This window comes from Paeniglutamicibacter terrestris, assembly GCF_012271785.1.
In the GTDB taxonomy this organism is placed as follows: Bacteria; Actinomycetota; Actinomycetes; order Actinomycetales; family Micrococcaceae; genus Paeniglutamicibacter; species Paeniglutamicibacter terrestris.
In genome coordinates this window covers 72,404-96,915 of record NZ_JAAWVT010000010.1, presented here as the reverse complement: position 1 = coordinate 96,915, position 24,512 = coordinate 72,404, and the positions used below count along the sequence as shown (strand labels likewise).

Below are 24,512 nucleotides of genomic sequence, written 5' to 3'. Positions count from 1 at the left end.
GGCAACCTCCGTCATGGACGGAGGCTGCCACCCCGTTGAGGTGTGAAGCGTAAAGACTAGTGGGTGTCTTCGGCTTCGATTTCGGTCTTGTCGCCGCTCCACTGGGTGTGGAACGAGCCCTCGGTGTCGATGCGGTTGTAGGTGTGCGCACCGAAGAGGTCGCGCAGGCCCTGGGTCAGCGCGGCCGGCAGGCGCTTGCGGCGCAGGCCGTCGTAGTAGGCCAGCGAGGAGGAGAACACCGGAACCGGCACGCCCATCTGGACGGCGGTGGCAACCACGCGGCGCCAGGCCGGAAGGGCCGTGGCGATGGCTTCGGCGAAGGCCGGAGCGAAGAGCAGGTTGGCTGGCTTCTCGTCCGCGGCGTAGGCCTTGGTGATGTCGGCCAGCAGGGCCGCGCGGATGATGCAGCCTTCGCGCCAGAGCGAGGCGATCTCGTCGAGCTTCAGCTCCCAGTTGTATTCCACACCGGCGCTGGTGAGCATGTCCAGGCCCTGGGCGTAGGAAACGAGCTTGGAAGCGAAGAGTGCCTGGCGCACGTCCTCGACGAAGTTCTCGTCCAGCTCGACGGCGATCTCGTGTCCGGCCAGGACTTCCTGGCCGATGGCGCGCATCTCGCGCTGCGAGGACAGGCCTCGGGCGAAGACGGATTCGGCGATGGCAGAGATCGGGGATCCCAGGTCCAGGCCGGACTGCACGGTCCAGCGTCCGGTGCCCTTCTGGCCCGCGCTATCGACGATGACGTCAACCAGCGGCTCGCCGGTCTTGGCATCGGTGTGGGCCAGTACTTCGGCGGTGATCTCAATGAGGAAGGAGGCGAGCTCGCCCTTGTTCCATTCCTCAAAAATCTTCGCCTGGGCGGCGGGCTCAAGGCCGGCGCCGGTGCGCAATAGGTCGTAGGCTTCGCCGATGACCTGCATGTCGGCGTATTCGATGCCGTTGTGGACCATCTTCACGAAGTGGCCGGCGCCGTCGGTGGAGATCCATGCGCAGCACGGGGCACCGTCGATGGCCTTGGCGGAAATCTTTTCGAGCATCGGGCCTAGGGCGTCGTAGGACTCCTTGGAACCACCGGGCATGATCGAGGGGCCGAGCAGGGCACCCTCTTCACCGCCGGAGACACCGACGCCAACAAAGTGCAGGCCCTTGGTGGCCAGTGCTGCCTCACGGCGACGAGTGTCTTGGAAGTTGGAGTTGCCACCATCGATGATGATGTCGCCCTCTTCGAGCAGCGGAACCAGGGAGTCGATGACCGAGTCAACCGGTCCGCCAGCCTTGACCATGATCATGACGCGGCGCGGAACCTCGAGGCTTGCCACGAGTTCTTCCATGGTCTCGGTGCGGATGAAGTCGCCCTCATCGCCGTGTGCGGCCAACAGTGCGTCGGTTTTGGCTACCGAGCGGTTGTGCAGGGCAACGGTGTAACCGTTACGTGCGAAGTTACGGGCAAGGTTTGCGCCCATGACGGCTAGGCCGGTGACGCCAATCTGTGCAGGCATGAAGTCTCCATCGGTTGCGATTATGTTGAGCCGGGCATGACCGGCACAACGAGCACCGGGGACACGGCTCCGTGACTTCTACCTACTTTAGTTTGTTCGCCCCTCCCAAGGCCAAACGAACACGCTTCGTTGGCATAAATTGCCCCGAGATGACGCGCATTGCTGCGCCTTTCGCTGCCGGTTTGCTAGGAGTTTTAGCGATAGGGTTGATTCATGCCCACTAGCCTGCATCAACAAGCCGTTGACCACCTTGGAAGCCGCATCATCGATGGGTCTGTACTCCCCGGAGAAGTTGTCCTCGCCTCCGAGCTGGAAGATGAGTTGGGCTTCTCGCGATCGGTGATTCGCGAGGCGGTGCGGGTGCTAGCCTCTGCCGGATTAGTGGTTTCAACCAAACGGGTGGGCATCAAGGTGCAACCCGCGGAACACTGGAATCCCTTTGATCCACTGGTCATTCGCTGGCGTCTGGCATCCGAAGGTCAGGGTGCTCAATTGCGTTCACTGACCGAGTTACGGGTGGCGGTGGAACCCATGGCCGCGGAACTTGCTGCCGAGCATGCCCCGGCGGAATTTTGCGCCGAGCTTCTGAACCTCGCCGCACGGATGCGCCATGCCGGCCGCGAGGGAGATCTCGATTCGTTCCTAGAACTCGATATCCGTTTCCATGCGTTGGTTTTGGCGGCATCGGGTAACGAGATGTTCGCCAATCTGGCCCATCCCATTGGCGAAACGCTGCGTGGGCGCACCGAGCTCGGCTTGATGCCCGAACATCCTCATGAGGAGGCGCTGGCCTGGCATCAGGGGGTTGCGGACGCGATCTCGGCCCACGATCCCAAACGCGCCCGCGAATCCATGGAATTGATCATGCGTCGAACCGTGCAAGAAATTTATGAGGTGTGGGCACATAAGCCCCGGCTTTTCCCTCGCCCCGTCCGCTAACCGCGACTTGTCTTCGGCCCGAGCGCCGAGCTTAAACGACAGGCGACATCCGACTCCCCCCATGGTGAGGTATCGAATGTCGCCTGTGGTGTTCCGGCCGGAGGCCAGCTGGCCCGGAGCCGAGTGATTAGGTGAACTTCAGCAGTACCTTGCCGGACTGCGCAGAATCCTTCGCCACGGCGAACGCTTCCAGCGCGTGCGCAACGTCGAACTCGTGGGTGATGATCGCAGCAAGATCCAGAGACCCGTCGGCCAGTGCCAGGAGCACTTCATCGATCTCGTCGTTGAATCTAAAGGATCCAACCAGCTCCAATTCCCGGGTGATGGCCAGGGAGATCAGAGCCGGTTGCTCGCCGGAGGGCAGCAGGCCCACCATGACGATGCGGCCGCCGCGACGTGCACCACGAATGGCCGAGGCCAGTCCGCGATAATTTCCGCTGGCTTCGATCACCACGTCGGCTTCGACCGCGGCGATGGCCTCAAGATCATCGGCCTTCAACGTGGAGGTCGCGCCCGATGCTGCCGCAATTTCTAAGGGCTTATCAAACATGTCCACCGCGATAATTTCGCTCGCACCGGCACGTTTCAGCACCGCAACGCTCAGGGCTCCGATGGGCCCGGCGCCAATGACCATCACTCGCTTGCCGGACACCTCACCGGCCCGTGAAACCGCATGCCAGGCAACCGCCGCGGGTTCGGCCAACGCTGCATCACGCAGCGAAAGCCCTGCCGGCACGGCGCGCAGCATCCGTGCGGGCAGATTTACCGTGCTGGCAAATGCCCCTTCGGTATGTGGGTAGCGCGCGGCAGAACCCAGGTAGGTGCAGCCCGGGGACAGATTCGGGCTCTCCTTGGGGTAGCGGGCACCGGTTCCACCGGGGGTGGCCGGGTGCACGGCAACGTGGGTTCCTGCGATCGGTCCGCTTCCATCGGCCGCGGCACTACGTACGACACCGACGATCTCGTGACCAAGAATCATCGGAGCCTTCAAGATAGATTCACCGGCTGCCCCATGCATCCAATAGTGCAAATCCGAACCGCAGATGCCCCCGTAGGCGATCTCGATTTGTGCCTCGTCGGGCGCCGGAGCACTGACGGTGATGCTTTCAATCCGCAGGTCATCCGCGGCATGGGCGATGACCGCCGTGGCGGTGGTGTTAGACAACAACGCTCATCCCTCCGTCGATAAAGATGGTTTGGCCGTTGATGTAGTTCGAGCCATCCGAGGCCAGCCATACGGCCGGTCCGGCGAGGTCTTCAACACTGCCCCAACGCCCTGCCGGGGTTCGACCCAGGATCCAGGAGTTGAACTTTTCATCGTCCACCAGATTCTGGGTCATCTCCGTGTGGATATAGCCCGGCGCAATGCCGTTGATTTGTAGTCCGCTTCCGGCCCATTCGGCGGTCATGGCGCGGGTGAGGTTGCGCAAGCCACCCTTGGCCGCCGTGTAGGCCGAGATGGTGGGTCGAGCCAGATCGGTCTGCACGGAGCAGATGTTGATGATCTTGCCTTCTCCGCGCTTGAGCATGCCCTTGGCGGCCTCGCGGCCCACCAGGAATGCGCTGGTCAGGTTGGTGTCCAGTACGCGCTGCCAGTCGCTCAGGGCGAGTTCAAGCATCGGTTCGCGGTGTTGAATCCCCGCGTTGTTGACCAAGATCCGTAGCGGACCCACCTCGGCCTCGATGGTAGCTATATTTGCTGCCACTGCCGCCTCGTCGGTCACATCAAAGGCGTAAGAGAAAATTCGTTCGGTTCCGTAATTCTTTTGGAACTCGGCGGTAGTGACCGCCAGGGTTTCGCTATTACGTCCGTGCAGCACCAGGGTGGCACCCGCATCGGCCAATGCCTTGGCAAGTTCCTTACCGATACCGCGCGAGGACCCGGTCACCAGTGCAATGCGTCCGGTCAGGTCAAAAAGTTTGCTGCCCATCATCAGTCCTTCGTGTGGGTGGAAGTTAGAACGCTGCGGCGACGGCGAAGATCAGGTACGCGATGGCGAAACCAACAACACCCACCAAAGCCTGACCGACGGTCCAAACCTTCAAGGTGGTCTTCACATCCATACCGAAGAACCGGCTGACCAGCCAGAAGCCGGAATCGTTGACGTGCCCGGCGAAGACCGAACCTGCGGCAAGGGCCAAGACGATGGCCACAACTTCGATGGAGTTCAAATCGGCGTTACCCACCACGACCGGCTGGACGATGGCCGCGGCCGTCGTCAGCGCGACGGTAGCCGAACCCTGGGCAACACGCACGACAGCGGCGATGATGAAGCCAGCGACGATGATCGGCAATCCGAGAGCGTCCAAGGAGTCGGCCACCGCGTCACCGATGCCGCCGGCGCGCAATACTGCACCGAACATGCCACCGGCGCCGGTGATCAGGATGATGGAACATACCGGGCCAAGCGCGGAGTCAACCACGGTTTCAATGAGGGTCTTGTCCTTGTTCTGCTTGTATCCCAAAAGGAACATGCCCAACAGGACGGTGATTAGCAGTGCGACGGGGGTTTCACCGATGAGGCGAAGGATCTGAACCCACTGGGTGCCCTTGTCAACAACTCCGGCCGAGGCCAAGGTGTTCAGGCCGGTGTTCATGAAGATCAAGATCAAGGGAAGCAGCAGGAGTGTCACCACGGTGCCCAAGGACGGCTTGGAGGCGAAGTCGTGGGATTCCTTGGCCGAACCGGCCAAGATGTCCGGGATGGCAATGTTGTACTTGCGGCCCACGTACTTGCCAAAGAGGTGTCCAACAAAGAACCAGGTGGGCAGCGCAACGACGAGGCCCAGCAACAGAACCAAACCAACGTTGGCCTCAAGCAGGCCCGAAGCTGCAACCGGACCCGGGTGCGGGGGTACGAAGATGTGCATGACCGAGAAGGCAGTGGCTGCCGGGAAGGCGTAGCCCAAGAATGATCCGCCCAGGCGACGTGCCACGGTGAAGATGATCGGGAGCATGACCACAAGGCCAGCGTCGAAGAAGATCGGGAAGCCGAAGAGCAGTGAGGCAACCGAAAGTGCCAGCGGCGCGCGCTTTTCACCAAACTTGTTGATCAACGCGTTGGTCAACACCTCGGCGCCGCCGCTGGTCTCGAGCATGCGGCCGAGCATGGCGCCCAAGCCAACCAGCAGGGCCACGGTGGCAAGGGTGCCGCCGAAGCCGCCGGTGAGTGTGGGAATGATCTGTCCCACCGGGATTCCGGTTGCTACTGCCGTCAGCAGCGAAATTACTACCAGCGCCACAAATGCGTGGATGCGCCATTTGATGATGAACAGCAGCAGTAGCAGGATGGCTCCCACTGCTATGGCGAGGAGCGCGGGGGTACCCAGCGTCCAGTTCATGACTAACTCGTCGGTCATCTTTGTCCTTCAGAGGTGTTGGTGTGTCAGCGGAAGTGACGGAACCGGTCGGTTCCGCGGAAGTGCGGTACTACTTGGCAGAAAGGTTCAGGGCCACCAGGTCGACGATATCTTCGGGGCTGAGCCGGACATCAACTTCAATGGCGGGTTCGTCGGCCTCGATGGCTTCCAAGGTGCTCAGCTGTGATGCGAGCAGCGTCGGAGGCATGTATTCGTGGTTTCGTTCGTCCAAGCGGTGCTGGATGAGCTCACTGGCACCGCTGAGGTGAACGAAGATCGTGGATGGTGCATGGCGGCGCAGTAGATCGCGGTAACTACGTTTGAGGGCAGAGCAGGCGATGATCGCCGGAGCGCCGTCATTCGTGCTCTCGAAGAGCGCGTCGCCGATGGTTGAAAGCCATGGTTCGCGGTCACCGTCGTTAAGCGGGTGCCCGGCGGCCATTTTTTCCTTGTTGGATACGGGATGCAGGTCGTCGCCGTCGATGAACACGGAACCGACTTTGTCAGCCAGTAGGCGCCCTACCGTAGATTTTCCGGATCCGGAAACTCCCATTACAACCATGGGCGGGTAGGCAGCGCTGTTCATCGTCACTCCATCGTGGAACCAAGGGTAATGTCGGACATAAGAACGTGATATCCGACATAAATATGATTTATACAGAGTAGGTCGACTCTGCGGCGTGTGTCAACCAGGTTGGCACAGCATTTTTTCGAGATTGTTGCGCCCCCTCAACTTCCCCGGAATAACAATGATGCGGCGATTCGGAAAGGCCCTAGTTAGGTACTGTTTGAGCGTCCCTTAAGCCTCTACCCAGCAAGCTCCAAGGTTCGCTTCATAACGTAGTTCTGTACATGCAGGATCGACGAAGGGAATTCAGTAATGGGACTCGGAGACAAGATCAGCAACAAGGCACAGGAAGTTGTCGGCGGCGCCAAGGAAAAGCTAGGCGACGTCACCAACAACGAATCTCTTGAGGCCGAGGGCATTAAGGAGCAGGCCGCTGCGAAAGCTAAGCAGGCCGGCGAGCATGTTCAGGACGCTGCCAAGGACGTTTTCGGCGGCTAGCCTCGGTAGATCAAGCAGAATGAATCAACGTTTCGGCGCCCCGACTTCACGGGGCGCCGAAACGCTTTAAGGCGGGCCCACCTCCAGCGAGCCTCTCCCCAAGCAACAAGCCAGTGAATTCAAAATCAGCACCTGATGCTTAAACGAAAAAGTTCCCTTGCGGAAAGATTCTCATCTTTCCGCAAGGGAACTTGTCTGTGGGCCCTACCGGGGTCGAACCGATGACATTCACGGTGTAAACGTGACGCTCTACCAGCTGAGCTAAAGGCCCTCAGTACAACAACATTCGCTTGCTTTGTTTCAAACGACTGCGTTGCAACAAGAGAATACTCTAGTACACACATCCCTGACTTGGCAAATCGCCCGTCTGGGACGAACCGATTTGGGACATTTGGCCAACTTGAGCCTATGGCCGCCGGATCACTGCACGGTGAGATCCGGCGGCCTGGCGCGGTGATTACGGCTGCAAATAGCGCTTGCGCACGAAGTACAAACCCACAAGCGAAATGACGGCGATGGCCATGTAGTAAAGGCTCGGCGCGTTCAACGAACCCGTGATCGCCAACAACCATGTGAGCACCAGTGGCGCGATGCCGCCAAGCAGGGTGACTCCGACGTTGTAGGTGACGGCCAGCCCGGTGCCACGAATGGCTGCCGGGAACAACGATGACAACAAAGCCGGCATCGGGCCGAAGTAGAAGGCCATGATCACCCCAAGCAACGCAATGACTACCACCATAACCGGGACGGTGGGGGTGGTGACCATGAGCTGGAATAGCGGCCAGGCCAACAGCAGTGCACCAATGGCCGCATATGTCATGACCCTGGCCGGACCCACGCGGTCGGCCAGATGCCCCACAAACGGAACCCCAATCAGTACGATCACGCCAGCAACAACGCCGCCAAGAAATGCCGCAGTGGCAGGAATACCCAGATTCTTCACGGCAAAGGTCGGCATGTACAAGATCATATAAACAGAAATGGTGGCCACACCGATCACCGCAGCACCAGCCAACAGGCGGCCGTAATGGTGGACAACCAACACCTTCAGCGGAGCATGTTCCTTTTCGGCCTTCATGAACTCCTCGGTCTCATCGAGCTTGGCACGGATGTAGAGTCCGACCGGGCCGATCAGCAAGCCCACGAAGAACGGCACACGCCATCCCCATGCGTAGAGATCCTCTTTCGATAGCCATTGCGTGAGCCCATACCCGAAGGCGGAAGCGAGCAACATGGACGCACCCTGGCTGGCGACCTGCCACGAGGAATAGTAGGCCTTCTTGTTGGGAGCAGTTTCGATGAGGAAGGCAGTTGCCGTCCCAAACTCGCCACCGGCGGAAAATCCCTGAATGAGGCGCGAGATGAGGATGATCACGGCTCCCCACACCCCGACCTGTGCGTAGGTCGGGGCGACAGCCATGATGAGAGTGCCGAGCATCATCAGCATCAAGGTCAGCGTCAGCGCGTTCTTCCGTCCCTTACGATCTGCATAACTTCCCAGAATCATTCCGCCAAGGGGTCTGATGACGTACGAGAGCGCAAAAGTCGCGAACGTGAGCACAAGACCGAAGGTCCCGTTGGACTCCGGGTAAAAGTTCTCGGCGATGACCACGGCAAAGGTGGCGTAGACGATGATGTCGAACCATTCCAGGGCTGCACCGATCGAGCTACTGACCACTGCCTTCCTAGCAGCGGATAGCTGCGCCTTGGTGACCACTTGGGGATTGGCCATGATGTTCTCCTTAGGGTGTTGTGTGTCTTCGAAGTGTGAAGCGCTGCCTAGCGGCTCAGCGTCGTGATGAGGTTATTGATGAAGGTTTCACACAGGGCAATCTGTTCAAGGGTGATGAACTCGTCCGGTGCGTGCGCTTGGGCGATGTCACCGGGGCCGCAGACCACTGTGGGAATACCGGCATTGAAGAACAAGCCGGCTTCGGTGCCGTAAGTGGCTTTGTCGGGGCTCGGGGTTCCGCCTAATTCGGCGGCCAGCCCCACGATTCCGGCGTCTTCGGGTGTATCAAGACCTGGCGACTGGGCCAGCACCTCAAGTTCAACGCGTGCCTCGGTGTTTTGCCGTTGCATGTCAGATTCGATGCGCTTCGCCTCGGCGCGGAATTTCTCGATCAACTCCACGGGGTCATCAGCCCCAATCGAGCGGAACTCGAAATGAAGCGTGCTATCGGCCGGAATCGTATTAATGGCGATCCCTCCAACGATCTTGTTGACCGTGGTGGTGGTGCAGGGCACGATGTACGCTTCGTCAAACGGACCGGCCGCCTTGAAGTCGCTGGCTACGGTGTCGACGAAACGGGTGAATTCGGCGGCCGCGGAAATCGCGTTGACGCCCTGTGTTGTCAACGACGAGTGGGCAGCGATGCCGTGAAAATCGATGCGCATGACATTCACCGATTTGTGACCACGAACCACGCGCATGCTCGTGGGCTCCCCCACGATGCAACCGCGTGGGTTGAGTCCCGAATCGGTGATGGCGGAAACCAAGTCAACGGCACCGATACAACCGACCTCTTCGTCATAGGAGAATGCTAGGTGGATCGGTTCGCGCAACGGAGCGTGGGCGATCGATTCCAACTGCGCCATGATCACTGCCAAAAAAGACTTCATGTCGCTGCTGCCTCGGGCATAAAGACGGCCGTCCCGGATCTCGGGGACAAACGGGGCGCTACTCCACACCTGCCCGTCAACGGGGACCACATCGGTGTGCCCCGAAAGTATGATGCCTCCGGTGCGCGTGCCGTCAGCGGCCGGGAAGGTTGCCAGAAGATTGGCCTTGGTACCTTCGGCGTTGTGAATGAGGGACGATTCGATGCCAACGGATGACAGCCGTGAGACTACATAGTCAATCAAGGCCAAGTTGCTGTCCCGGCTCGTGGTGTCGAAACCGATCAGCTTCGAAATTTCAGCCATGGTCGCTTGGCTGGGTGACTGTGACATTGCTACTCCTTGTGTTCATGGACTGGCCATATTGCCCATGGTAAACCTGAAAAGGCCGCAAAAAGTGTCTCATTCACCGGCGAAGAAGGCGTCGCGTGTGAATGGTATTCGTAACGACGGAGGGCGCTTTGCCGCCCAAAGCGATTTACCAGTGGGAAGGATCACATATAAAGCCATGGTTCGCTGTGGCGCCCCTGCTGATGCGCTGCCGCTCGATTGGCCATTTGAAGCCCCACCAACCGAATTCGCCGAGGCTCGAAGCGCAGGAATGGACGGTTGATTTAGCGGGGACGAGCGCATCACGAGCCGAGCCGCTGCGTCCACAAACCCTGTGATATTTGGTTCGCTCACTTAACTGCGGATGCTTTGCGATAGCTGCTCATATCATTGCCAGCGGTGGCGGTGGCACATTCTCACCGGCACGTTGATCAGGTCGGCGCGGGGCCAACGCACATCCGGCGACGATTTCCTTGAGACGCCAAGGACGATGGCCCCTGTGATCCCAGCAAGCCGTGCGACGATGACAAAATGGTGGGCCCTACCGGGATCGAACCGATGACATTCACGGTGTAAACGTGACGCTCTACCAACTGAGCTAAAGGCCCTGGCACTACTGAGTTCATTGGGTGGTAACCCGCCGAAGCGTTCGTGACAAGAATATGAAGGTGGCGGTGTACCTGCCCGAGCTGTCGAAATAGACGCAAAGATTCTTCGACAACTATGAGGTGAGTAGGTCCAACGCCTGTCGATAGCGCGCGATGGCGCGCGCCTGATGGATGGGTGAACTAAACGAATCCACTACGCATTCGTGCTGTATGAGGAACGTGTGGCGCGTCGCCGCGCCAGATTCAGGATTAAATGCTCCGTAGCTGGAGGCAACTGCACCATGTGGCCAAAAATCGGCCAGCAGGTCAAACCCGAAGTGGGCCTGATCCGCGTAGGTCCGCAAGACAAATTTGTGATCCACCGAAATGGCCAGAAAGCGGACATTTCGTGCGGCAAATTCTTCACGAACATTTTCAATCTCTTCAAGTTCCGACCCACAGACCGCGGAAAACGCGTAGGGATAGAAAACGAGAAAATAGGCTTGCTCCCCCAGCCCTCGGGACTCGATGAGTTCCCCGTGCTGATTATGTAGAGCAAACCGTGGGGCCGTTTCACCGGCTGATGGCGCCAAGGAATCATTCCCCGACACAGGGTTGAGTGAACCCACAGCGCTAGTTCTTGCGGCGCGCAACAAGTCGGGTGGCCGACCAATCCTCGGAAACACCCTCGGTGTTGGTCACGTGCAGACCAGCGGTGGGGGCATCTGTTTGGATTACTCCGGGTGCCACGTGACCGTCTCGACCCGGCTTCGGGGTCAAGAGCCACACAACGCCCTTCTCATCTAGGTTGACCAACGAATCGACCAGAGCATCAATAAGATCCCCGTCGTCCTCGCGCCACCAGTAGATGATTCCGTCCACAACTTCGTGGTCTTCCTCAGTCAGTAGTTCTGAACCCACTGCGTCCTCTAGGGAATCGCGCAGATCAAAGTCCACATCGTCGTCGTACCCGAGTTCCTGGATCAGGTCCCCGTCTTTGAAGCCCATTTTCTGTGCGGCTTCATGCTTTGCCGTTGCGGCGTCGCTCACGTCACTCCTCCTGCTGCTGTATAGCGTCTGGTTACAACCAAACACCCTTTTTGCGCCTTCATCAAGCGCAGAGGCCTCAACACGCCGAAATAGTGATGACTTCGACCCCTTTTGGCTCTCGGCGCAGTGGTTGTGTAACTCCAAAACGTCGCATGAGCTGTGCCCAGATACGTTTTGGACGCTCATGCGCATTAGAGTGTAACCGGCGGTCCGCGACCAACCACCCTTGGGGAACGGGCCACACTTTGGCGCTTGCACCGCCACTGCGGCACGAGACATGCAAAATTGAGCTCTTTCCGCAGTCCCCGCTGTACCCCATAACGAGGAGAAGATGGACGTGGCTGTAGAGGAACATATTTCTCACATCCGCAGCGGCTTGACTAGCCAGTTGCCTGACCGAGATCCGGAGGAGACCGCCGAATGGATTGAGTCCTTCGATGATCTGGTCGAAACGCAGGGCACCGAACGTGCCCAATATATTGTTCGTTCACTGCTGCAGCGCGCAGGCGCCAAGAGCGTGGGCGTCCCCATGGTCACCACCACGGACTACGTGAACACCATCCCGGTGGACCAGGAACCCGAATTCCCGGGCGACGAGCAGGTTGAACGTCGCTACCGCGCCTACATGCGCTGGAATGCAGCGGTCATGGTGCACCGCGGCCAGCGCCCCGGCGTCGGTGTTGGTGGTCACATTTCCACCTATGCAGGCGCCGCGACGCTGTACGAAGTTGGTTTTAACCACTTCTTCCGTGGCAAGTCGCACCCGGGCGGAGGCGACCAGGTCTTCTTCCAGGGCCACGCGTCCCCCGGAATGTACGCTCGTGCCTTCCTCGAAGGCCGCCTGAGCGAAGACGACATGGACGGATTCCGTCAGGAAAAGTCCCGCGAGGGTCATGCTTTGCCGTCCTACCCGCACCCGCGTTCGCTTCCTGACTTCTGGGAATTCCCGACCGTGTCCATGGGCATTGGTCCGATGAACGCGATCTACCAGGCGCAGTCGAACCGCTACCTGCAGAACCGCGGGATCAAGGACACCTCCGACCAGCACGTCTGGGCCTTCCTTGGTGACGGCGAAATGGACGAGCCGGAATCTCGTGGCCTGCTTCAGCTTGCCGCGAACGAAAAGCTCGACAACCTCACCTTCGTCGTGAACTGCAACCTGCAGCGCCTCGACGGACCGGTACGCGGTAACGGCAAGATCGTCCAGGAACTTGAAGCCTTCTTCCGCGGCGCGGGCTGGAATGTCATCAAGGTCATCTGGGGACGCGAGTGGGATGCCCTGCTCGACAAGGACGAAGACAACTCGCTGGTTGACATCATGAACCAGACCCCGGACGGCGATTACCAGACGTACAAGGCCGAAAATGGCGCCTTCGTCCGCGAGCACTTCTTCGGCAAGTCCCCGCAGACCAAGGAATTGGTCGCGGAACTCACCGATGACGAAATCTGGAACCTCAAGCGCGGTGGCCACGATTACCACAAGGTATTTGCCGCCTACAAGGCAGCCACCGAGTTCAAGGGCAAGCCGACGGTCATCCTGACCAAGACCGTTAAGGGGTACGGCCTGGGCCCGCACTTCGAGGCTCGCAACGCGACGCACCAGATGAAGAAGATGACCTTGGAGGACCTCAAGGCCTTCCGCGATCACTTGCGTATCCCGATCACGGACGAGCAGCTCGAAGCCGATCCGTACCTGCCGCCGTACTACCGTCCGGAGCAGGACTCGAACGAGTACAAGTACATGATGGAACGCCGTGACGCCTTGGGTGGCTCGGTTCCGTCTCGTCGTGTGGTTTCCAAGGAAATTCACCTTCCGGAGGACAAGGCCTACGAGGTTGCGGCCCGAGGTTCGGGCAAGCAGCAGGCAGCCACCACCATGGCCTTCGTGCGCTTGCTCAAGGACTTGATGCGAGATAAGGACTTCGGCAAGCGAGTTGTGCCGATCGTTCCCGATGAATCGCGCACCTTCGGCATGGATTCCTTCTTCCCGACGGCAAAGATCTACAACCCGGATGGACAGAATTACTTGTCCGTGGACCGCGAATTGGTCTTGGCCTACAAGGAATCCCCGCTGGGTCAGCTGATCCACCCGGGCATCAACGAGGCCGGCGCAGTTGCTGCTTTTACGGCCGCTGGCACCTCGTACGCAACCCACGACGAACCGTTGATCCCGATCTACGTGTTCTACTCGATGTTCGGCTTCCAGCGCACCGGCGATGCCTTCTGGGCAGCCGGTGATCAGATGACCCGCGGGTTCATCATGGGCGCCACCGCGGGTCGCACCACGCTGACCGGTGAGGGCCTGCAGCATGCTGACGGTCACTCCCCGATCCTCGCCTCCACCAACCCGGCAGTCGTTACCTACGACCCGGCCTATGGATACGAGATCGGTCACATCATGAAGGCCGGCCTGGAGCGCATGTACGGCGGCAAGCATGAAGACCCGAACGTGATGTACTACATCACGATCTACAACGAGCCGTACCAGCAGCCCAAGGAACCGGAGAACTTGGACGTTGCCGGCATCCTCGGTGGCATCTACCTGGTTTCCCCGGCCAAGGTTGACGGACCGCGCGCGCAGCTGCTCGCTTCGGGCGTTTCCGTGCCGTGGACCATCGAGGCTCAGCGCTTGCTGGCCGAGGACTGGGGCGTATCGGCTGATGTTTGGTCGGTCACCTCGTGGAATGAACTGCGCCGCGACGGCCTCGCCTGCGAGGAAGAAGCATTCATGAACCCGGGCGCCGAGGTACGCGTTCCGTTCGTGACGCAGCAGCTCGCCGGCGCCACCGGCCCGATTGTTGCCGTTACCGACTACATGAAGGCCGTGCCGGATCAGATCCGCCAGTTTGTGCCCAACGAGTTCGCCACCCTCGGCGCCGACGGTTTCGGTTTCTCCGATACCCGAGCCGCTGCACGTCGCTTCTTCAAGATCGACGCGCACTCGGTGGTAGTTCGCACACTGCAGATGCTGGCCAAGCGTGGCGAAGTTGACGCATCGGTACCCGCAGCAGCCTTCGCCAAGTACAAGCTTGACGAAGTCAGCGCCGGCACCAGCGGCAACGCAGGCGGCGACGCCTAGCCACTGACGGCTACCAAAATTGGCGGTGGCGTGGTTATCTCCTCACGGGGAATCCACGCCACCGCCTTTTTTAAGCCCCCGAAGTGCGAACGGCGCGCTGGTGATGCGCCCCACAATGCTTTCCCGGTCACGTGCATCACGGTAGCTCCACGCGCGTTGTACGAAGTCTACAAAATAGTTCACCGGCTCGATGATGCGTATGCTCGTTCCATGAGTAATGAGCAAACGTCGAATCCAACACAAAGGATTCGACCATTCCGGCAAGCAAAAGCGAGCCCGGAAACCCTCAAACGGCTCAAACAGCATTTGGGCGTCCTCTCCACCGTGGCACTGAAACATCTTGACCAGTCACTGCCCTGGTATCGGGGTCTACTTCCCGAAGAACGCGCAGCCCTCGGTCTCGTAGCGCAAAAGGGAATTGCCTCCTTTGTTTCTTGGTATGAGCGACCCACCACCTCACCCCAGTGGGTACTCAACGACGTATTCGGCGCGGCTCCCACGGAGCTCACCCGTTCGATCAGTCTGCAAAAGGCTCTCCAACTAATTCGCACCATCGTCGAAGTTGTCGAGTCTCAGGTTCCGGACATCGCACCGGAGGCCGAACACACACAATTGCGCGAGGCAGTGCTGCGCTATTCGCGAGAAGTCGCCTTCGCTGCAGCAGACGTATATGCCCGCGCCGCAGAGACCCGTGGCGCCTGGGATTCACGCCTTGAGGCACTGGTGGTGGACGCGGTGATGCGCGGCGAATCACAGGATTCCCTGCGCTCACGCATCGCCGCGGTCGGCTGGAAATCTCACGAAAACATCCTCGTGATGATTGGCGCCACCCCAGCGTCTTCACAGGTGGGATTTGTGAGTGAACTCCGTCGAGCCGCCGCACGATATGCCCGAGACTCCTTGGTCGGTGTCCACGGTGAACGTGCCATTCTGATGCTCGGTGGTGTGGAGGCGGACCGTGCCGGACTCGATCGGCTGGCTTCCTTCTTCGGTGACGGACCGGTGGTTTACAGCCCCCTGGCCCCCACCCTCAAAGAGGCCTCGACCTGCGCGAAGGCAGCCTTTGCAGGGATCGCCGCGGCCAAGGCCTGGCCACTTGCTCCGCGCCCCGTAGACGCGGACGATCTGTGGCCCGAACGTGTCATGAACAATGACGTGGAGGCCCGCCAAGCCCTTGTCGCTGGCATCTTCAACCCGCTCATCAAGGCCGGCAACGGTTTGCTTGAAACACTCTCGAGCTACCTTTCACTCGGTCATTCGCTGGAAGGCACGGCTCGTGAGCTCTTTGTCCACGCCAACACCGTGCGCTACCGACTCAAACGAGTATGCGACGTGACGGGGTGGGATCCGCTGGTGCCGCGTGAAGCCTTTGTGCTCCAGACCGCCTTGGTGGTCGGTCGTTTAGATACCGAAGCGTCGGAAAACATGCCCGAAACGCGGCATGCGGTGCCGCGGAAGGCCTCAACCGCCTTGTAGACTTCCTACAAAACCATGCCGTCAAGTCGGTGTGCGAAAACAGCCGTCGCGAGCGATAACTTTGGAAAGCTGGAATAGTGCTAGCAATCGTGTGCCCTGGACAGGGCTCCCAGACCCCCGGATTCCTTTCTGCGTGGCTTGAAGTTCCCGGTGTTTCCGAACACCTGGCAGAACTTTCCGCCATCACGGAGCGCGATCTGACCGCCCATGGGACGGTCTCCGATGAAGAGACCATCAAGGACACGGCGGTGGCCCAGCCATTGATCGTGGCCGCCGGCCTGATCGCGGCCCGAGCGCTGTTCGGCGATTCACTGCCGCAGAATTCGATCGTTGCGGGACACTCGGTTGGCGAGATCACCGCGACTGCCTTAGCCGGAGCCCTTTCCGAACAAGACGCGATGGTCTTCGTGCGTGAACGCGCCAATGCCATGGCGCTGGCCGCAGCGGCAACTCCCACCGGCATGGCTGCCGTCTTGGGCGGGGACGCTGAGGAAGTCAATGCGGCAATCCTGGCCGCTGAACTGAGCCCGGCCAACGCTAACGGCGGTGGACAGATCGTGGCCGCTGGCACGCTGGAGCAGATTGCGGCATTTGCCGCCAATCCTCCGGCTAAGGCTCGGGTCATTCCGCTAAAGGTCGCCGGAGCATTCCACACCCATCACATGGCCCCGGCCGTTATTGTGCTTGAGGAACTTTCCGGTTCCTTGGTCGCCCATGACCCGACCACGGGGTTGCTTTCGAACTTTGATGGACAGCCGGTAGCCGGCGGCACTGAGAACCTCGCGTCTCTGGTCGCGCAGGTTTCACGCCCGGTCCGTTGGGATTTGTGCATGGAACAACTCGCAGCACAGGGCGTCACCGGCATCATTGAGTTGCCGCCGGCCGGAACTCTCGTGGGCCTTGCCCGTCGCGGCTTGAAGGGCATCCCCACTCTCGCGCTGAAGTCCCCCGAAGATCTCGAAGCCGCTCGCGCCTTCGTTCTCGAACATACCCAAGCATAGGAAGTCCCCGAATCATGACTGCAGTGATGAATCAGACCACGGCTCGCGAATTCAGCCGCATCCACGGTGTGGGATCGTTCCGCCCCGACGTCGTTGTCACCAACGAGGACGTTTGCCAGTGGATCGACTCCTCCGATGAGTGGATCCAGCAGCGCACGGGCATTGTGACCCGGACCCGCGCCGATGCTAATACTTCGCTGCTGGACATGGCTGAGGGAGCAGCACGTTCTGCCCTAGCCTCGGCCGGGATCGAAGCCAGCCAGCTTGGCGCCGTCATCATCTCGACCGTGACCTTCCCATACGCCACGCCGTCGGCCGCATCTGCCTTGGCCGATCGCATTGGGGCAACCCCGGCACCGGCGTTCGACATCTCTGCCGCCTGCGCTGGCTACTGCTACGGCGTCGCCCAGGCCGATGCCCTGGTGCGTTCCGGTATGGCCGAGTATGTGCTGGTGGTTGGCGCCGAAAAGCTTTCGGACGTCATCGACAATCACGAGCGCACCATTTCCTTCCTGCTGGGCGACGGCGCAGGCGCCGTCATCATTGGTCCCTCGGACATCCCCGGCATCTCCCCCTCGGTATGGGGCTCGGACGGCTCCAAGTGGAACGCCATCGGCATGACCCACTCACAGCTTGATCTGCGCGATGCTGTCCTGCAGGCCGAGTCGTCCCCGGAAGGCGCCTCCCTGATGGCGGCCACCGAGGCCACGCTGTGGCCGACCCTTCGCCAGGATGGCCAGACGGTCTTCCGTTGGGCCGTCTGGGAAATGGCTAAGATGGCCAAGCTTGCGCTGGAGAAGGCCGGCCTCACCGCCGCCGATCTTGCGGCATTCATCCCCCACCAGGCCAACATGCGAATCATCGATGAGATGGCCAAGCAGCTTAAACTCCCCGAATCTGTGGTTATCGCCCGCGATATCGCCACGAGCGGGAACACCTCTGCTGCTTCCATCCCCATGGCCATGGACCGTCTGCTCACAGAGAACCCCGAGCTTTCCGGTGGATTCGCTCTGCAAATTGGATTTGGCGCCGGGCTTGTCTTTGGCGCTCAGGTTGTTGTCCTGCCCTAGGCTTTAGTCTCAGGGATTCAACCCATCATTCGGACCGCGCACCTGTGGTCCGCATAGTCGTCGGGCTTGTTACCGGCAAACATAGAAAAGGAGCCACCATGGCTAGCAACGAAGAGATTCTGGCCGGCTTGGCCGAGATCGTCAACGAAGAGACCGGTCTGGAGACCGAAGCTGTTGAAATGGACAAGTCCTTCACCGAGGATCTGGACATCGACTCCATCTCGATGATGACCATCGTCGTCAACGCCGAAGAAAAGTTCGACGTGAAGATCCCGGACGAAGAGGTCAAGAACCTTAAGACCGTTGCAGATGCAGTGAACTTCATCGCTGCTGCACAGGCCTAAGTCTGGTCTTTGATGCATGCTCCCCTTGGAAGGGGTTCTCGTTACGAGCGCACCTTCCAAGGGAGCATCATCGCCGATTGTTTTTTGGTTGGTGCGGGCGCTACGCCCACCAATCAGTATTTTCGGTTTAGTCACCGAACCCTAGTTTTATGATCCAATCCGGAAACGGTGTTTTTGTCACCGGATCCGATGCGAGGATTTCCAGCTAGCTTCGCTAGCCGCTTCGTCCCACCCAGTAGAGAGTTTCAACATGGCCCGCAAAGTTGTTATCACCGGCCTTGGTGCCACCACCCCGATCGGCGGAGACGTCCCGACCCTGTGGGCCAACGCGCTCAAGGGTGTCTCGGGTGCCCACACCCTGCCCGATGAGTGGGTTGAAACCTACAACCTGCCCGTGAAGTTCGCTGCCAAGGCTTCGACTCCGGCCTCCGAGGTACTGTCCCGCGTTGAGATGAAGCGCATGGACCCCTCCACCCAGTTCGCGGTGGTTGCTGCTCGCGAGGCCTGGAAGGATTCGGGTATCGAGGAAGTTGACCACGACCGTTTGGCAGTTGCCTTCGCCACGGGTATTGGCGGGGTCTGGACCTTGCTTGATGCCTGGGACACCTTGAAGGAAAAGGGCCCGCGCCGCGTCCTGCCGATGACGGTACCGATGCTGATGCCCAATGGCCCCGCCGCGGCTGTTTCCTTGGACCTCGGTGCCCGCGCCGGAGCGCATACTCCAGTCTCTGCTTGTGCCTCGGGAACCGAAGCCATGCACATTGGACTGGAATTGATCCGTTCGGGCAAGGCTGACGTTGTGGTGTGTGGTGGCGCCGAGGCGGCCATCCACCCGATGCCGATGGCATCCTTCGCTGCCATGCAGGCGCTGTCCAAGCGCAATGACGACCCGGAGCACGCTTCACGTCCGTACGATATCGACCGTGATGGCTTTGTCATGGGCGAAGGCGCCGGCGCTCTGGTCCTCGAGGCCGAGGAACACGCTATCGCGCGTGGCGCAACCATCTACGCCGAGTTGGCTGGCACCTCGGTCACGGCCGATGCTTACCACATCACCGCCCCGGACCCGCAGGGCCTGGGCGCAACTCGCGCGTTGAAGGCTGCCATGTTTGACGGTCTGATTCAGCCCGAAGATGTGGTGCACGTCAACGCGCACGCCACCTCCACCCCGGTTGGCGACAAGCCGGAGTACACCGCGCTGCGTGCGGCACTGGGATCGCACCTGGACAACGTCTGTGTCTCTGCCACCAAGTCCCAGATGGGTCACCTGCTGGGTGCCTCGGGCGCGGTTGAGTCGGTATTGTCCGTGTTGGCCGTATACCACCGCAAGGCTCCGGTCACCATCAACTTGGAGAACCAGGATCCGGAAATCCCGTTGGATGTTGTTGTGGGCACGCCCCGCGAACTTCCGCAGGGCTCCATCGTTGCGCTGAACAACTCGTTCGGTTTCGGTGGACACAATGCCGTGGTGGCGATCCGCAGCGTCTAAGTCATAAGTTCAGGATGCACCTGAACGCCAATGAGTCGGGGCCAGCAGTGAAAACTGCTGGCCCCGACTCATTTTTTGTTGCTGTAGCTTTTGCGTCACCAACCGGATTGCTCAGGATGGGGGGAATACCCACAAGGAGATATTTCAGCCGGTGATAAATCTACCCGTTGGTATCTCCACTGGTTACGATGTTTGGCTGCAGTGTTTGCGGATCCCAGATCGACGTGCTGAAAAAGGTGTTGGTCTTAGATCACCTGGTGCAGCCAACGCACCGGAGCGCCTTCTGCTGCATAGCGGAAGGGTTCGAGTTCTTCGTCCCAGGCTTCACCTAGTGCGATGGAGAGTTCCTGATAAACGATGGCAGGATCTCCGGCGCCCTTTTCGTAGGCCCAACGGATGCGTTCTTCGGAAACCATGATGTTTCCGGCCGCGTCGGTGGTGCCGTGGAAGATGCCCAGTTCTGGGGTGTGGGACCACCGACTGGAGTCAACGCCTGCGCTGGCTTCCTCGGTTACCTCGTAACGCAGGTGAGCCCAGCCTCGAAGAGCAGACGTCAAAAGTGCACCGGTCCCGGGTTTCCCGGTCCAGTTCACTTCGGCCCGGGACATACCCGGGGCGGCGTTCTGCTCCGTCCAGTGCAAATCGGTCCGCTGGTCAACAACGGAACCGATGGCCCATTCGATGTGCGGGCACAACGCTGAGGGGGCTGAGTGTACGAAAAGTACGCCCCTGGTCAGTGCGTCAGACATGCTTTCCTCCGATGAGCTGTTGTTACGTCTTCCCCAACGTCAACAGGCACCAATGCGGAATGTTGCTAGTCCTCTCTAGTATTCTCCACGATTATACGACGTTCGGCCAGCGGTTTCCCATCATGTCTTCCGTCGCTATGCTCGCGGATGGGCTTTTTGGTAGCTGTCCTTGAGTCGTTCCACCGAGACATGTGTGTAAAGCTGCGTTGTGGCCAGCGAGGAATGCCCCAAAATCTCCTGGACCGCACGAAGATCCGCACCTCGGTCCAGCAGGTGTGTCGCCGCAGTGTGGCGTAAAGCGTGAGGTCCGCGAGCAGCGGTGTCCCCCAGCGCTTCAAGGGCGTCTGCGACCACTTGGCGAGCTTGGCGAGCATCTAGGCGCCCTCCGCGCGAACCCAGCAGCAGGGCGGTACCGGATCGATCGCTTCGTAACACCGGTCGAGCTCGTCGAAGCCAATCATCAATCGCGTGCAGGGCCGGTTGCCCGAAGGGGACGGTGCGTTCCTTGTTTCCCTTACCGATCACTCGCAGAGTTCTCCGGTCCAAATCCAGATCGTTGATATCTAAGGAGACCAGCTCTCCCACTCGAATGGCCGTGGCGTACAGCAGTTCCAAGATCAGCTTGTTTCTATCGGCGAGCGCGAGCTGTTCGAGGCTGGGTTCGGAGTTTTTGCCCTCGGATTGCGGGGGTGCTGGAGCAGTGGGTTGAAACATGCGTTCTATTTGATTGTTTTGCAGAATGTGCGGCAGGCGATGTTCGCGTTTGGGTGATTGCAGGCGGATCGCTGGGTTGGTCTGGATGAAGTTTTCGCGTACTGCCCAACTGAGGAAGCTGCGGATGGTGGCGGAGCGTCGGGCGAGGGTTGCTCGGGCGAGTCCGGTCTCTTGCAATTCCATGAGCCAGGAGCGCAGGAGCGTGAGGTCTAGGCCGGCAAGGTTGCTGGCACCGCGTGGGATCGCGTAGGCGTAAAGGTTGGTGATGTCGCTTGAGTAGGCGCGGAGCGTATGTTCGCTGCGTTCGCGTTCTAGCTCCATGTAGCGCAGGAAGCCCTTGTGGGCGTTGTTGAGCTCGGTAGGGATCTCTACGGATTCGCTTTTTTGTTCGATTGGCTCTGACACGTATCCACTTTCTCCCCCCGGGATGCTTCCTGCAATGAAGCCACGCCGGTTGCCTCGCGGGTTCTGGGATTCAGGGTGCGCTTGGTGCTCCGCGTTGGGGTTCGGGTCCGCGGGGGAAGCGCCGTATCCATCCGTTGCCGGTGCGTTCTGCTAAGTGGCGGGCGGAGAGTCGGGAAAGTCCGCCGAGGATGGATCCCATCCCCAATCCGGCCAAAACGGCAAGCTGGTCTGCGGTACGGGGGCTGCGTAGGGGCAGGGCGTCAAGGAGCAAGAGGTCTTGCACGGGCAGGCCATCATAATCACGGGCATCTTCCGCGCTTTCGCTTCTCCCCTGCCGTTGCGCTATCCCCGGTGAAAGTTCGGGCGGACGTTGGGCTGTGGTGAGCATTTCGATGACTTCTGCGGCGTCGGTGACCAAGGTTGCTGCGCCCTCACGGATGAGTCGGTGGCAGCCAGCGGAGTTGGCAGAGAATACCGATCCTGGAGTGGCTCCGACGTCGCGGCCCATTTCTGCTGCGTGGTGCGCGGTACTCAGTGCTCCGGAGCGCCAGCGGGCTTCGGTGACGATGGTGATGGCGCACAGGGCGGCGATGAGCCGATTGCGTTGCAGAAAGCGCCAGCGTGTGGGTGTTGCGCCGGGGGCGACCTCCGCGATGAGTATGCCGTGGTTGTGTACGCGCTGGAGCATCTCGTCATTACCGGATGGATAGAACCGGTTCAGTCCCCCTGCCATGACGGCGATGGTTGAGGTGGACGGTGGGTCATCAACCCCCAGTGGCGGACCGCTCTCGGCGAGCGCGGCTTGGTGTGCCTGAGCGTCGATCCCATAGGCGCCGCCGGAGACGATGCAAAGGCCGCGCGCTCGGAGTCCTTGAACGATTTCGGCGGTGATGGTGCGCCCATACTCTGTTGCGTCGCGTGATCCGACGATCGCGACGAGGCGGGCTGGATCACGCAGGATGCGCAGGTTTCCGGTGCCGCGATACCAGAGGGCCAGCGGTGCTCCTAGTCCGAGGGCTTCGAAGCCGAGGGGCCAGTTTTCATTTGCTGGGGTAAGCAATCCTCCCCCTAGGTCATTCATGCATTTGAGGTCCGATTCGGGGTCGGCGTGGGCGGCTCGGGCTCTCCAGCGTTCAAGTCCGGCGTCAAGGCGTAGCGAGCTTCGGTTGGCGCCGTTGGCGTCGAGAAGTTCTGCTACCTGTTGCTGTTCATTGGCTGGGGCCGGGCCGCTGTGTTCGCGAATGATTCGGTAGGCCTCAGGTGCACCGGCGACTTGAACGAGTGCGGAGCCGGTGAGGTCATTGGGTTCGATGATGTGGCTGAGCCCGGCTCGCGCAAGGGTCTCGGCGTGTTGCTTGTTCATGGGTGTTGGTGGCTTCCGGCTGGGATGATCCCGTGTAGCGCGGTGTGTGCTTGCGTTACCTAGGGCGAGTGCTGCTGCCTCTAGCGTGTGCGCGCTAACCCTGTAGCCTGCACGGGGTGCGTACTGACTGTGGATCGACTCAACGCCCTACCCAAGACGGGCGCATGTTGTGTGGGTAAGTGATGTTGATGTGTGCGGCGCGCGGGGGCGAAGATGTTGCTTGTGGGCACTCACATGGGTAACGATGGTTTTAGCCCCGCTCCGCGGCGATCTCGCCCTCGGGCGGACGGTTTGGCAATGATCCTTCTCAACGAAATTAGGCCTGACAGATGACGAAGATGAAGTTACCCCTTTTTGCGGCACTGTCCATGGTGGCCGGCTCGCTGGTGCTTGCTGGTTGCTCTAATCCCACGGCGGCCACTCCGAGTGAGGATGGCGCGAGTTCCAGCACGGTGACCGTCTCCTCGGCGAACTTCCCGGAGTCGGAAATCATTGGCAATCTTTACGCCGAAGCGCTGAAATCCAATGGCTATACGGTGGAGACGAAATTCAACATTGGCTCGCGCGAAGCCTACATTCCTGCGCTTGCCGACGGCTCGATCGACCTGATCCCGGATTACACCGGGAACCTATTGCTCTTTATTGACCCGTCGGCGGATGTTTCGACCCCCGCGGCGATTCTTAGTGCGCTCCCGAAGGCCCTGGAGAGCAAGAGCTTGAGTATGCTCACCGCTGCTGAGGCAGAAGATAAGGATGCGGTAGTTGTCACTCGTGCCACGGCGGAGAAATGGAAGCTCACGAGCATTGCCGATTTGGCCGCACACAATGACGAAGTCGTCATGGCTGGACCGCCGGAATTCAAGGAGCGTGCCGTGGGGCTACCGGGACTAGAGAAAAACTACGGTTTCGTTCCGTCGAAGTTCGAACCCATTTCCGATGGTGGCGGCCCGGCCACGGTGAAGGCCTTGCTTGATGGGAAGGTCACCGCGGCGAACATCTTCACCACCAGCACCGCGATCCCGGCCAACGATCTTGTAGTACTCGAGGATCCGAAGAATAACTTCCCAGCCCAGCAGGTAGTTCCGGTGGCAGCCGCCGGGAAGTTGGATGATGGAGCGCAAAAAGCCATCGATGCGATCTCGGCAAAGCTGAGCACCTCGGAACTGATCAAGCTCAACGAGCAGGTCTCCGGTGATGCCAAGGTGGAGCCCCAGCAGGCAGCCATCACCTGGTTGACGGATCAGGGCCTGCTGAGCAAGTAGTTGCCCTACCGCACGACATTCGAACACTAGAACAAGTGTTCGAATGTCGTGCGGATCGGCTTACCCGCCGGTGGGAACCCACCATCTGGGAGCCGAAATTCCGCGTCATTTAG

The 24,512-nt window shown here is 60.1% G+C and carries 21 protein-coding genes and 2 tRNA genes; 9 read left to right on the top strand and 14 right to left on the bottom strand.

Annotation, left to right across the window (positions count from 1 at the left end; genetic code table 11):
* Nucleotides 1-56: 56 nt before the first annotated feature.
* On the bottom strand, nt 57-1,496 hold the full coding sequence (gndA, locus tag HED64_RS16895) for an NADP-dependent phosphogluconate dehydrogenase (RefSeq protein ID WP_168153144.1): 1,440 nt from the start codon (nt 1,494-1,496) through the stop codon (nt 57-59).
* A gap of 213 nt (nt 1,497-1,709) precedes the next feature.
* Here gndA and HED64_RS16890 point away from each other — a divergent pair, with 213 nt between their 5' ends.
* A complete protein-coding gene (locus HED64_RS16890) occupies nt 1,710-2,435 on the top strand; it encodes a FadR/GntR family transcriptional regulator (protein ID WP_168153143.1) in 726 nt (241 codons plus the stop codon).
* A 127-nt stretch (nt 2,436-2,562) separates the two neighbouring features.
* Here the strand turns inward: HED64_RS16890 and HED64_RS16885 are convergent, their stop codons facing one another.
* From HED64_RS16885 to HED64_RS16870, 4 genes are all read right to left on the bottom strand, one after another.
* Nucleotides 2,563-3,600 carry an L-idonate 5-dehydrogenase gene (locus HED64_RS16885; RefSeq protein ID WP_245326064.1) on the bottom strand — a complete coding sequence of 346 codons (1,038 nt, stop codon included), beginning with the start codon at nt 3,598-3,600 and terminating at the stop codon, nt 2,563-2,565.
* A complete protein-coding gene (locus HED64_RS16880; protein WP_168153141.1) occupies nt 3,593-4,366 on the bottom strand; it encodes an SDR family oxidoreductase in 774 nt (257 codons plus the stop codon). Before HED64_RS16880 ends, HED64_RS16885 begins: the two co-directional genes overlap by 8 nt.
* A gap of 25 nt (nt 4,367-4,391) precedes the next feature.
* A complete protein-coding gene (locus tag HED64_RS16875) occupies nt 4,392-5,795 on the bottom strand; it encodes a GntP family permease (RefSeq protein WP_168153140.1) in 1,404 nt (467 codons plus the stop codon).
* A gap of 70 nt (nt 5,796-5,865) precedes the next feature.
* A complete protein-coding gene (locus tag HED64_RS16870) occupies nt 5,866-6,381 on the bottom strand; it encodes a gluconokinase (RefSeq protein ID WP_168153139.1) in 516 nt (171 codons plus the stop codon).
* Nucleotides 6,382-6,675: 294 nt separating this feature from the next.
* Here HED64_RS16870 and HED64_RS16865 point away from each other — a divergent pair, with 294 nt between their 5' ends.
* Complete coding sequence (locus HED64_RS16865; protein ID WP_132357840.1) at nt 6,676-6,861, top strand: CsbD family protein; 186 nt, start codon at nt 6,676-6,678, stop codon at nt 6,859-6,861.
* Nucleotides 6,862-7,059: 198 nt separating this feature from the next.
* Here the strand turns inward: HED64_RS16865 and HED64_RS16860 are convergent.
* From HED64_RS16860 to HED64_RS16835, 6 genes are all read right to left on the bottom strand, one after another.
* A tRNA-Val gene (locus tag HED64_RS16860) sits at nt 7,060-7,132 on the bottom strand.
* Between the two features lie 186 nt (nt 7,133-7,318).
* A complete protein-coding gene (locus HED64_RS16855) occupies nt 7,319-8,593 on the bottom strand; it encodes an MFS transporter (protein WP_168153138.1) in 1,275 nt (424 codons plus the stop codon).
* Between the two features lie 47 nt (nt 8,594-8,640).
* Nucleotides 8,641-9,813 (bottom strand): acetylornithine deacetylase, encoded by a 1,173-nt coding sequence (gene argE, locus HED64_RS16850; protein WP_168153137.1) that lies wholly within the window; start codon nt 9,811-9,813, stop codon nt 8,641-8,643.
* Nucleotides 9,814-10,342: 529 nt separating this feature from the next.
* Nucleotides 10,343-10,418 (bottom strand) — tRNA-Val (locus tag HED64_RS16845).
* Between the two features lie 113 nt (nt 10,419-10,531).
* Entirely contained in the window at nt 10,532-11,026 is a 495-nt protein-coding gene (locus HED64_RS16840) for a redoxin domain-containing protein (protein WP_342590759.1), read from the bottom strand.
* A gap of 4 nt (nt 11,027-11,030) precedes the next feature.
* Entirely contained in the window at nt 11,031-11,405 is a 375-nt protein-coding gene (locus tag HED64_RS16835; RefSeq protein ID WP_132360975.1) for a DUF3052 domain-containing protein, read from the bottom strand.
* A 373-nt stretch (nt 11,406-11,778) separates the two neighbouring features.
* Between HED64_RS16835 and aceE the strand changes: the two genes are divergently transcribed.
* The 6 genes from aceE to fabF all read left to right on the top strand — a co-directional run bounded on the left by aceE (nt 11,779) and on the right by fabF (nt 19,906).
* Entirely contained in the window at nt 11,779-14,526 is a 2,748-nt protein-coding gene (aceE, locus tag HED64_RS16830; RefSeq protein WP_168153136.1) for a pyruvate dehydrogenase (acetyl-transferring), homodimeric type, read from the top strand.
* A 210-nt stretch (nt 14,527-14,736) separates the two neighbouring features.
* A complete protein-coding gene (locus HED64_RS16825; RefSeq protein WP_168153135.1) occupies nt 14,737-16,002 on the top strand; it encodes a PucR family transcriptional regulator in 1,266 nt (421 codons plus the stop codon).
* A 77-nt stretch (nt 16,003-16,079) separates the two neighbouring features.
* Nucleotides 16,080-17,003: an ACP S-malonyltransferase gene (locus HED64_RS16820; RefSeq protein WP_168153134.1), complete on the top strand. Its 924-nt coding sequence runs from the start codon at nt 16,080-16,082 to the stop codon at nt 17,001-17,003.
* 14 nt (nt 17,004-17,017) lie between these two features.
* On the top strand, nt 17,018-18,073 hold the full coding sequence (locus HED64_RS16815; protein WP_132357850.1) for a beta-ketoacyl-ACP synthase III: 1,056 nt from the start codon (nt 17,018-17,020) through the stop codon (nt 18,071-18,073).
* 98 nt (nt 18,074-18,171) lie between these two features.
* Nucleotides 18,172-18,417, top strand: coding sequence for an acyl carrier protein (locus HED64_RS16810; protein WP_132357851.1), 246 nt, complete (start codon nt 18,172-18,174; stop codon nt 18,415-18,417).
* Nucleotides 18,418-18,667: 250 nt separating this feature from the next.
* Nucleotides 18,668-19,906, top strand: coding sequence for a beta-ketoacyl-ACP synthase II (fabF, locus tag HED64_RS16805; protein WP_132357853.1), 1,239 nt, complete (start codon nt 18,668-18,670; stop codon nt 19,904-19,906).
* Nucleotides 19,907-20,151: 245 nt separating this feature from the next.
* On the opposite strand, the gene HED64_RS16800 is transcribed toward fabF, so the two are convergent.
* The 3 genes from HED64_RS16800 to HED64_RS16790 all read right to left on the bottom strand — a co-directional run bounded on the left by HED64_RS16800 (nt 20,152) and on the right by HED64_RS16790 (nt 23,137).
* Complete coding sequence (locus HED64_RS16800; protein WP_168153133.1) at nt 20,152-20,655, bottom strand: DUF3145 domain-containing protein; 504 nt, start codon at nt 20,653-20,655, stop codon at nt 20,152-20,154.
* 135 nt (nt 20,656-20,790) lie between these two features.
* Complete coding sequence (locus HED64_RS16795; protein ID WP_342590758.1) at nt 20,791-21,774, bottom strand: tyrosine recombinase XerC; 984 nt, start codon at nt 21,772-21,774, stop codon at nt 20,791-20,793.
* Nucleotides 21,775-21,844: 70 nt separating this feature from the next.
* Nucleotides 21,845-23,137 (bottom strand): DNA-processing protein DprA, encoded by a 1,293-nt coding sequence (locus tag HED64_RS16790; protein WP_168153132.1) that lies wholly within the window; start codon nt 23,135-23,137, stop codon nt 21,845-21,847.
* A 329-nt stretch (nt 23,138-23,466) separates the two neighbouring features.
* On the opposite strand from HED64_RS16790, the gene HED64_RS16785 reads away from it, so the two are divergent.
* Complete coding sequence (locus HED64_RS16785) at nt 23,467-24,399, top strand: ABC transporter substrate-binding protein (protein ID WP_168153131.1); 933 nt, start codon at nt 23,467-23,469, stop codon at nt 24,397-24,399.
* Nucleotides 24,400-24,512 lie beyond the last annotated feature (113 nt).

Coding starts and splice junctions, on each gene's coding strand:
- gndA (WP_168153144.1), bottom strand. CDS start 1,496: ATGCCTGCACAGATTGGCGTCACCGGCCTAGCCGTCATGGGCGCAAAC.
- HED64_RS16890 (WP_168153143.1), top strand. CDS start 1,710: ATGCCCACTAGCCTGCATCAACAAGCCGTTGACCACCTTGGAAGCCGC.
- HED64_RS16880 (WP_168153141.1), bottom strand. CDS start 4,366: ATGGGCAGCAAACTTTTTGACCTGACCGGACGCATTGCACTGGTGACC.
- HED64_RS16875 (WP_168153140.1), bottom strand. CDS start 5,795: ATGACCGACGAGTTAGTCATGAACTGGACGCTGGGTACCCCCGCGCTC.
- HED64_RS16870 (WP_168153139.1), bottom strand. CDS start 6,381: ATGAACAGCGCTGCCTACCCGCCCATGGTTGTAATGGGAGTTTCCGGA.
- HED64_RS16865 (WP_132357840.1), top strand. CDS start 6,676: ATGGGACTCGGAGACAAGATCAGCAACAAGGCACAGGAAGTTGTCGGC.
- HED64_RS16855 (WP_168153138.1), bottom strand. CDS start 8,593: ATGGCCAATCCCCAAGTGGTCACCAAGGCGCAGCTATCCGCTGCTAGG.
- argE (WP_168153137.1), bottom strand. CDS start 9,813: ATGTCACAGTCACCCAGCCAAGCGACCATGGCTGAAATTTCGAAGCTG.
- HED64_RS16835 (WP_132360975.1), bottom strand. CDS start 11,405: ATGGGCTTCAAAGACGGGGACCTGATCCAGGAACTCGGGTACGACGAC.
- aceE (WP_168153136.1), top strand. CDS start 11,779: ATGGACGTGGCTGTAGAGGAACATATTTCTCACATCCGCAGCGGCTTG.
- HED64_RS16825 (WP_168153135.1), top strand. CDS start 14,737: ATGAGTAATGAGCAAACGTCGAATCCAACACAAAGGATTCGACCATTC.
- HED64_RS16815 (WP_132357850.1), top strand. CDS start 17,018: ATGACTGCAGTGATGAATCAGACCACGGCTCGCGAATTCAGCCGCATC.
- HED64_RS16810 (WP_132357851.1), top strand. CDS start 18,172: ATGGCTAGCAACGAAGAGATTCTGGCCGGCTTGGCCGAGATCGTCAAC.
- fabF (WP_132357853.1), top strand. CDS start 18,668: ATGGCCCGCAAAGTTGTTATCACCGGCCTTGGTGCCACCACCCCGATC.
- HED64_RS16800 (WP_168153133.1), bottom strand. CDS start 20,655: ATGTCTGACGCACTGACCAGGGGCGTACTTTTCGTACACTCAGCCCCC.
- HED64_RS16790 (WP_168153132.1), bottom strand. CDS start 23,137: ATGAACAAGCAACACGCCGAGACCCTTGCGCGAGCCGGGCTCAGCCAC.
- HED64_RS16785 (WP_168153131.1), top strand. CDS start 23,467: ATGACGAAGATGAAGTTACCCCTTTTTGCGGCACTGTCCATGGTGGCC.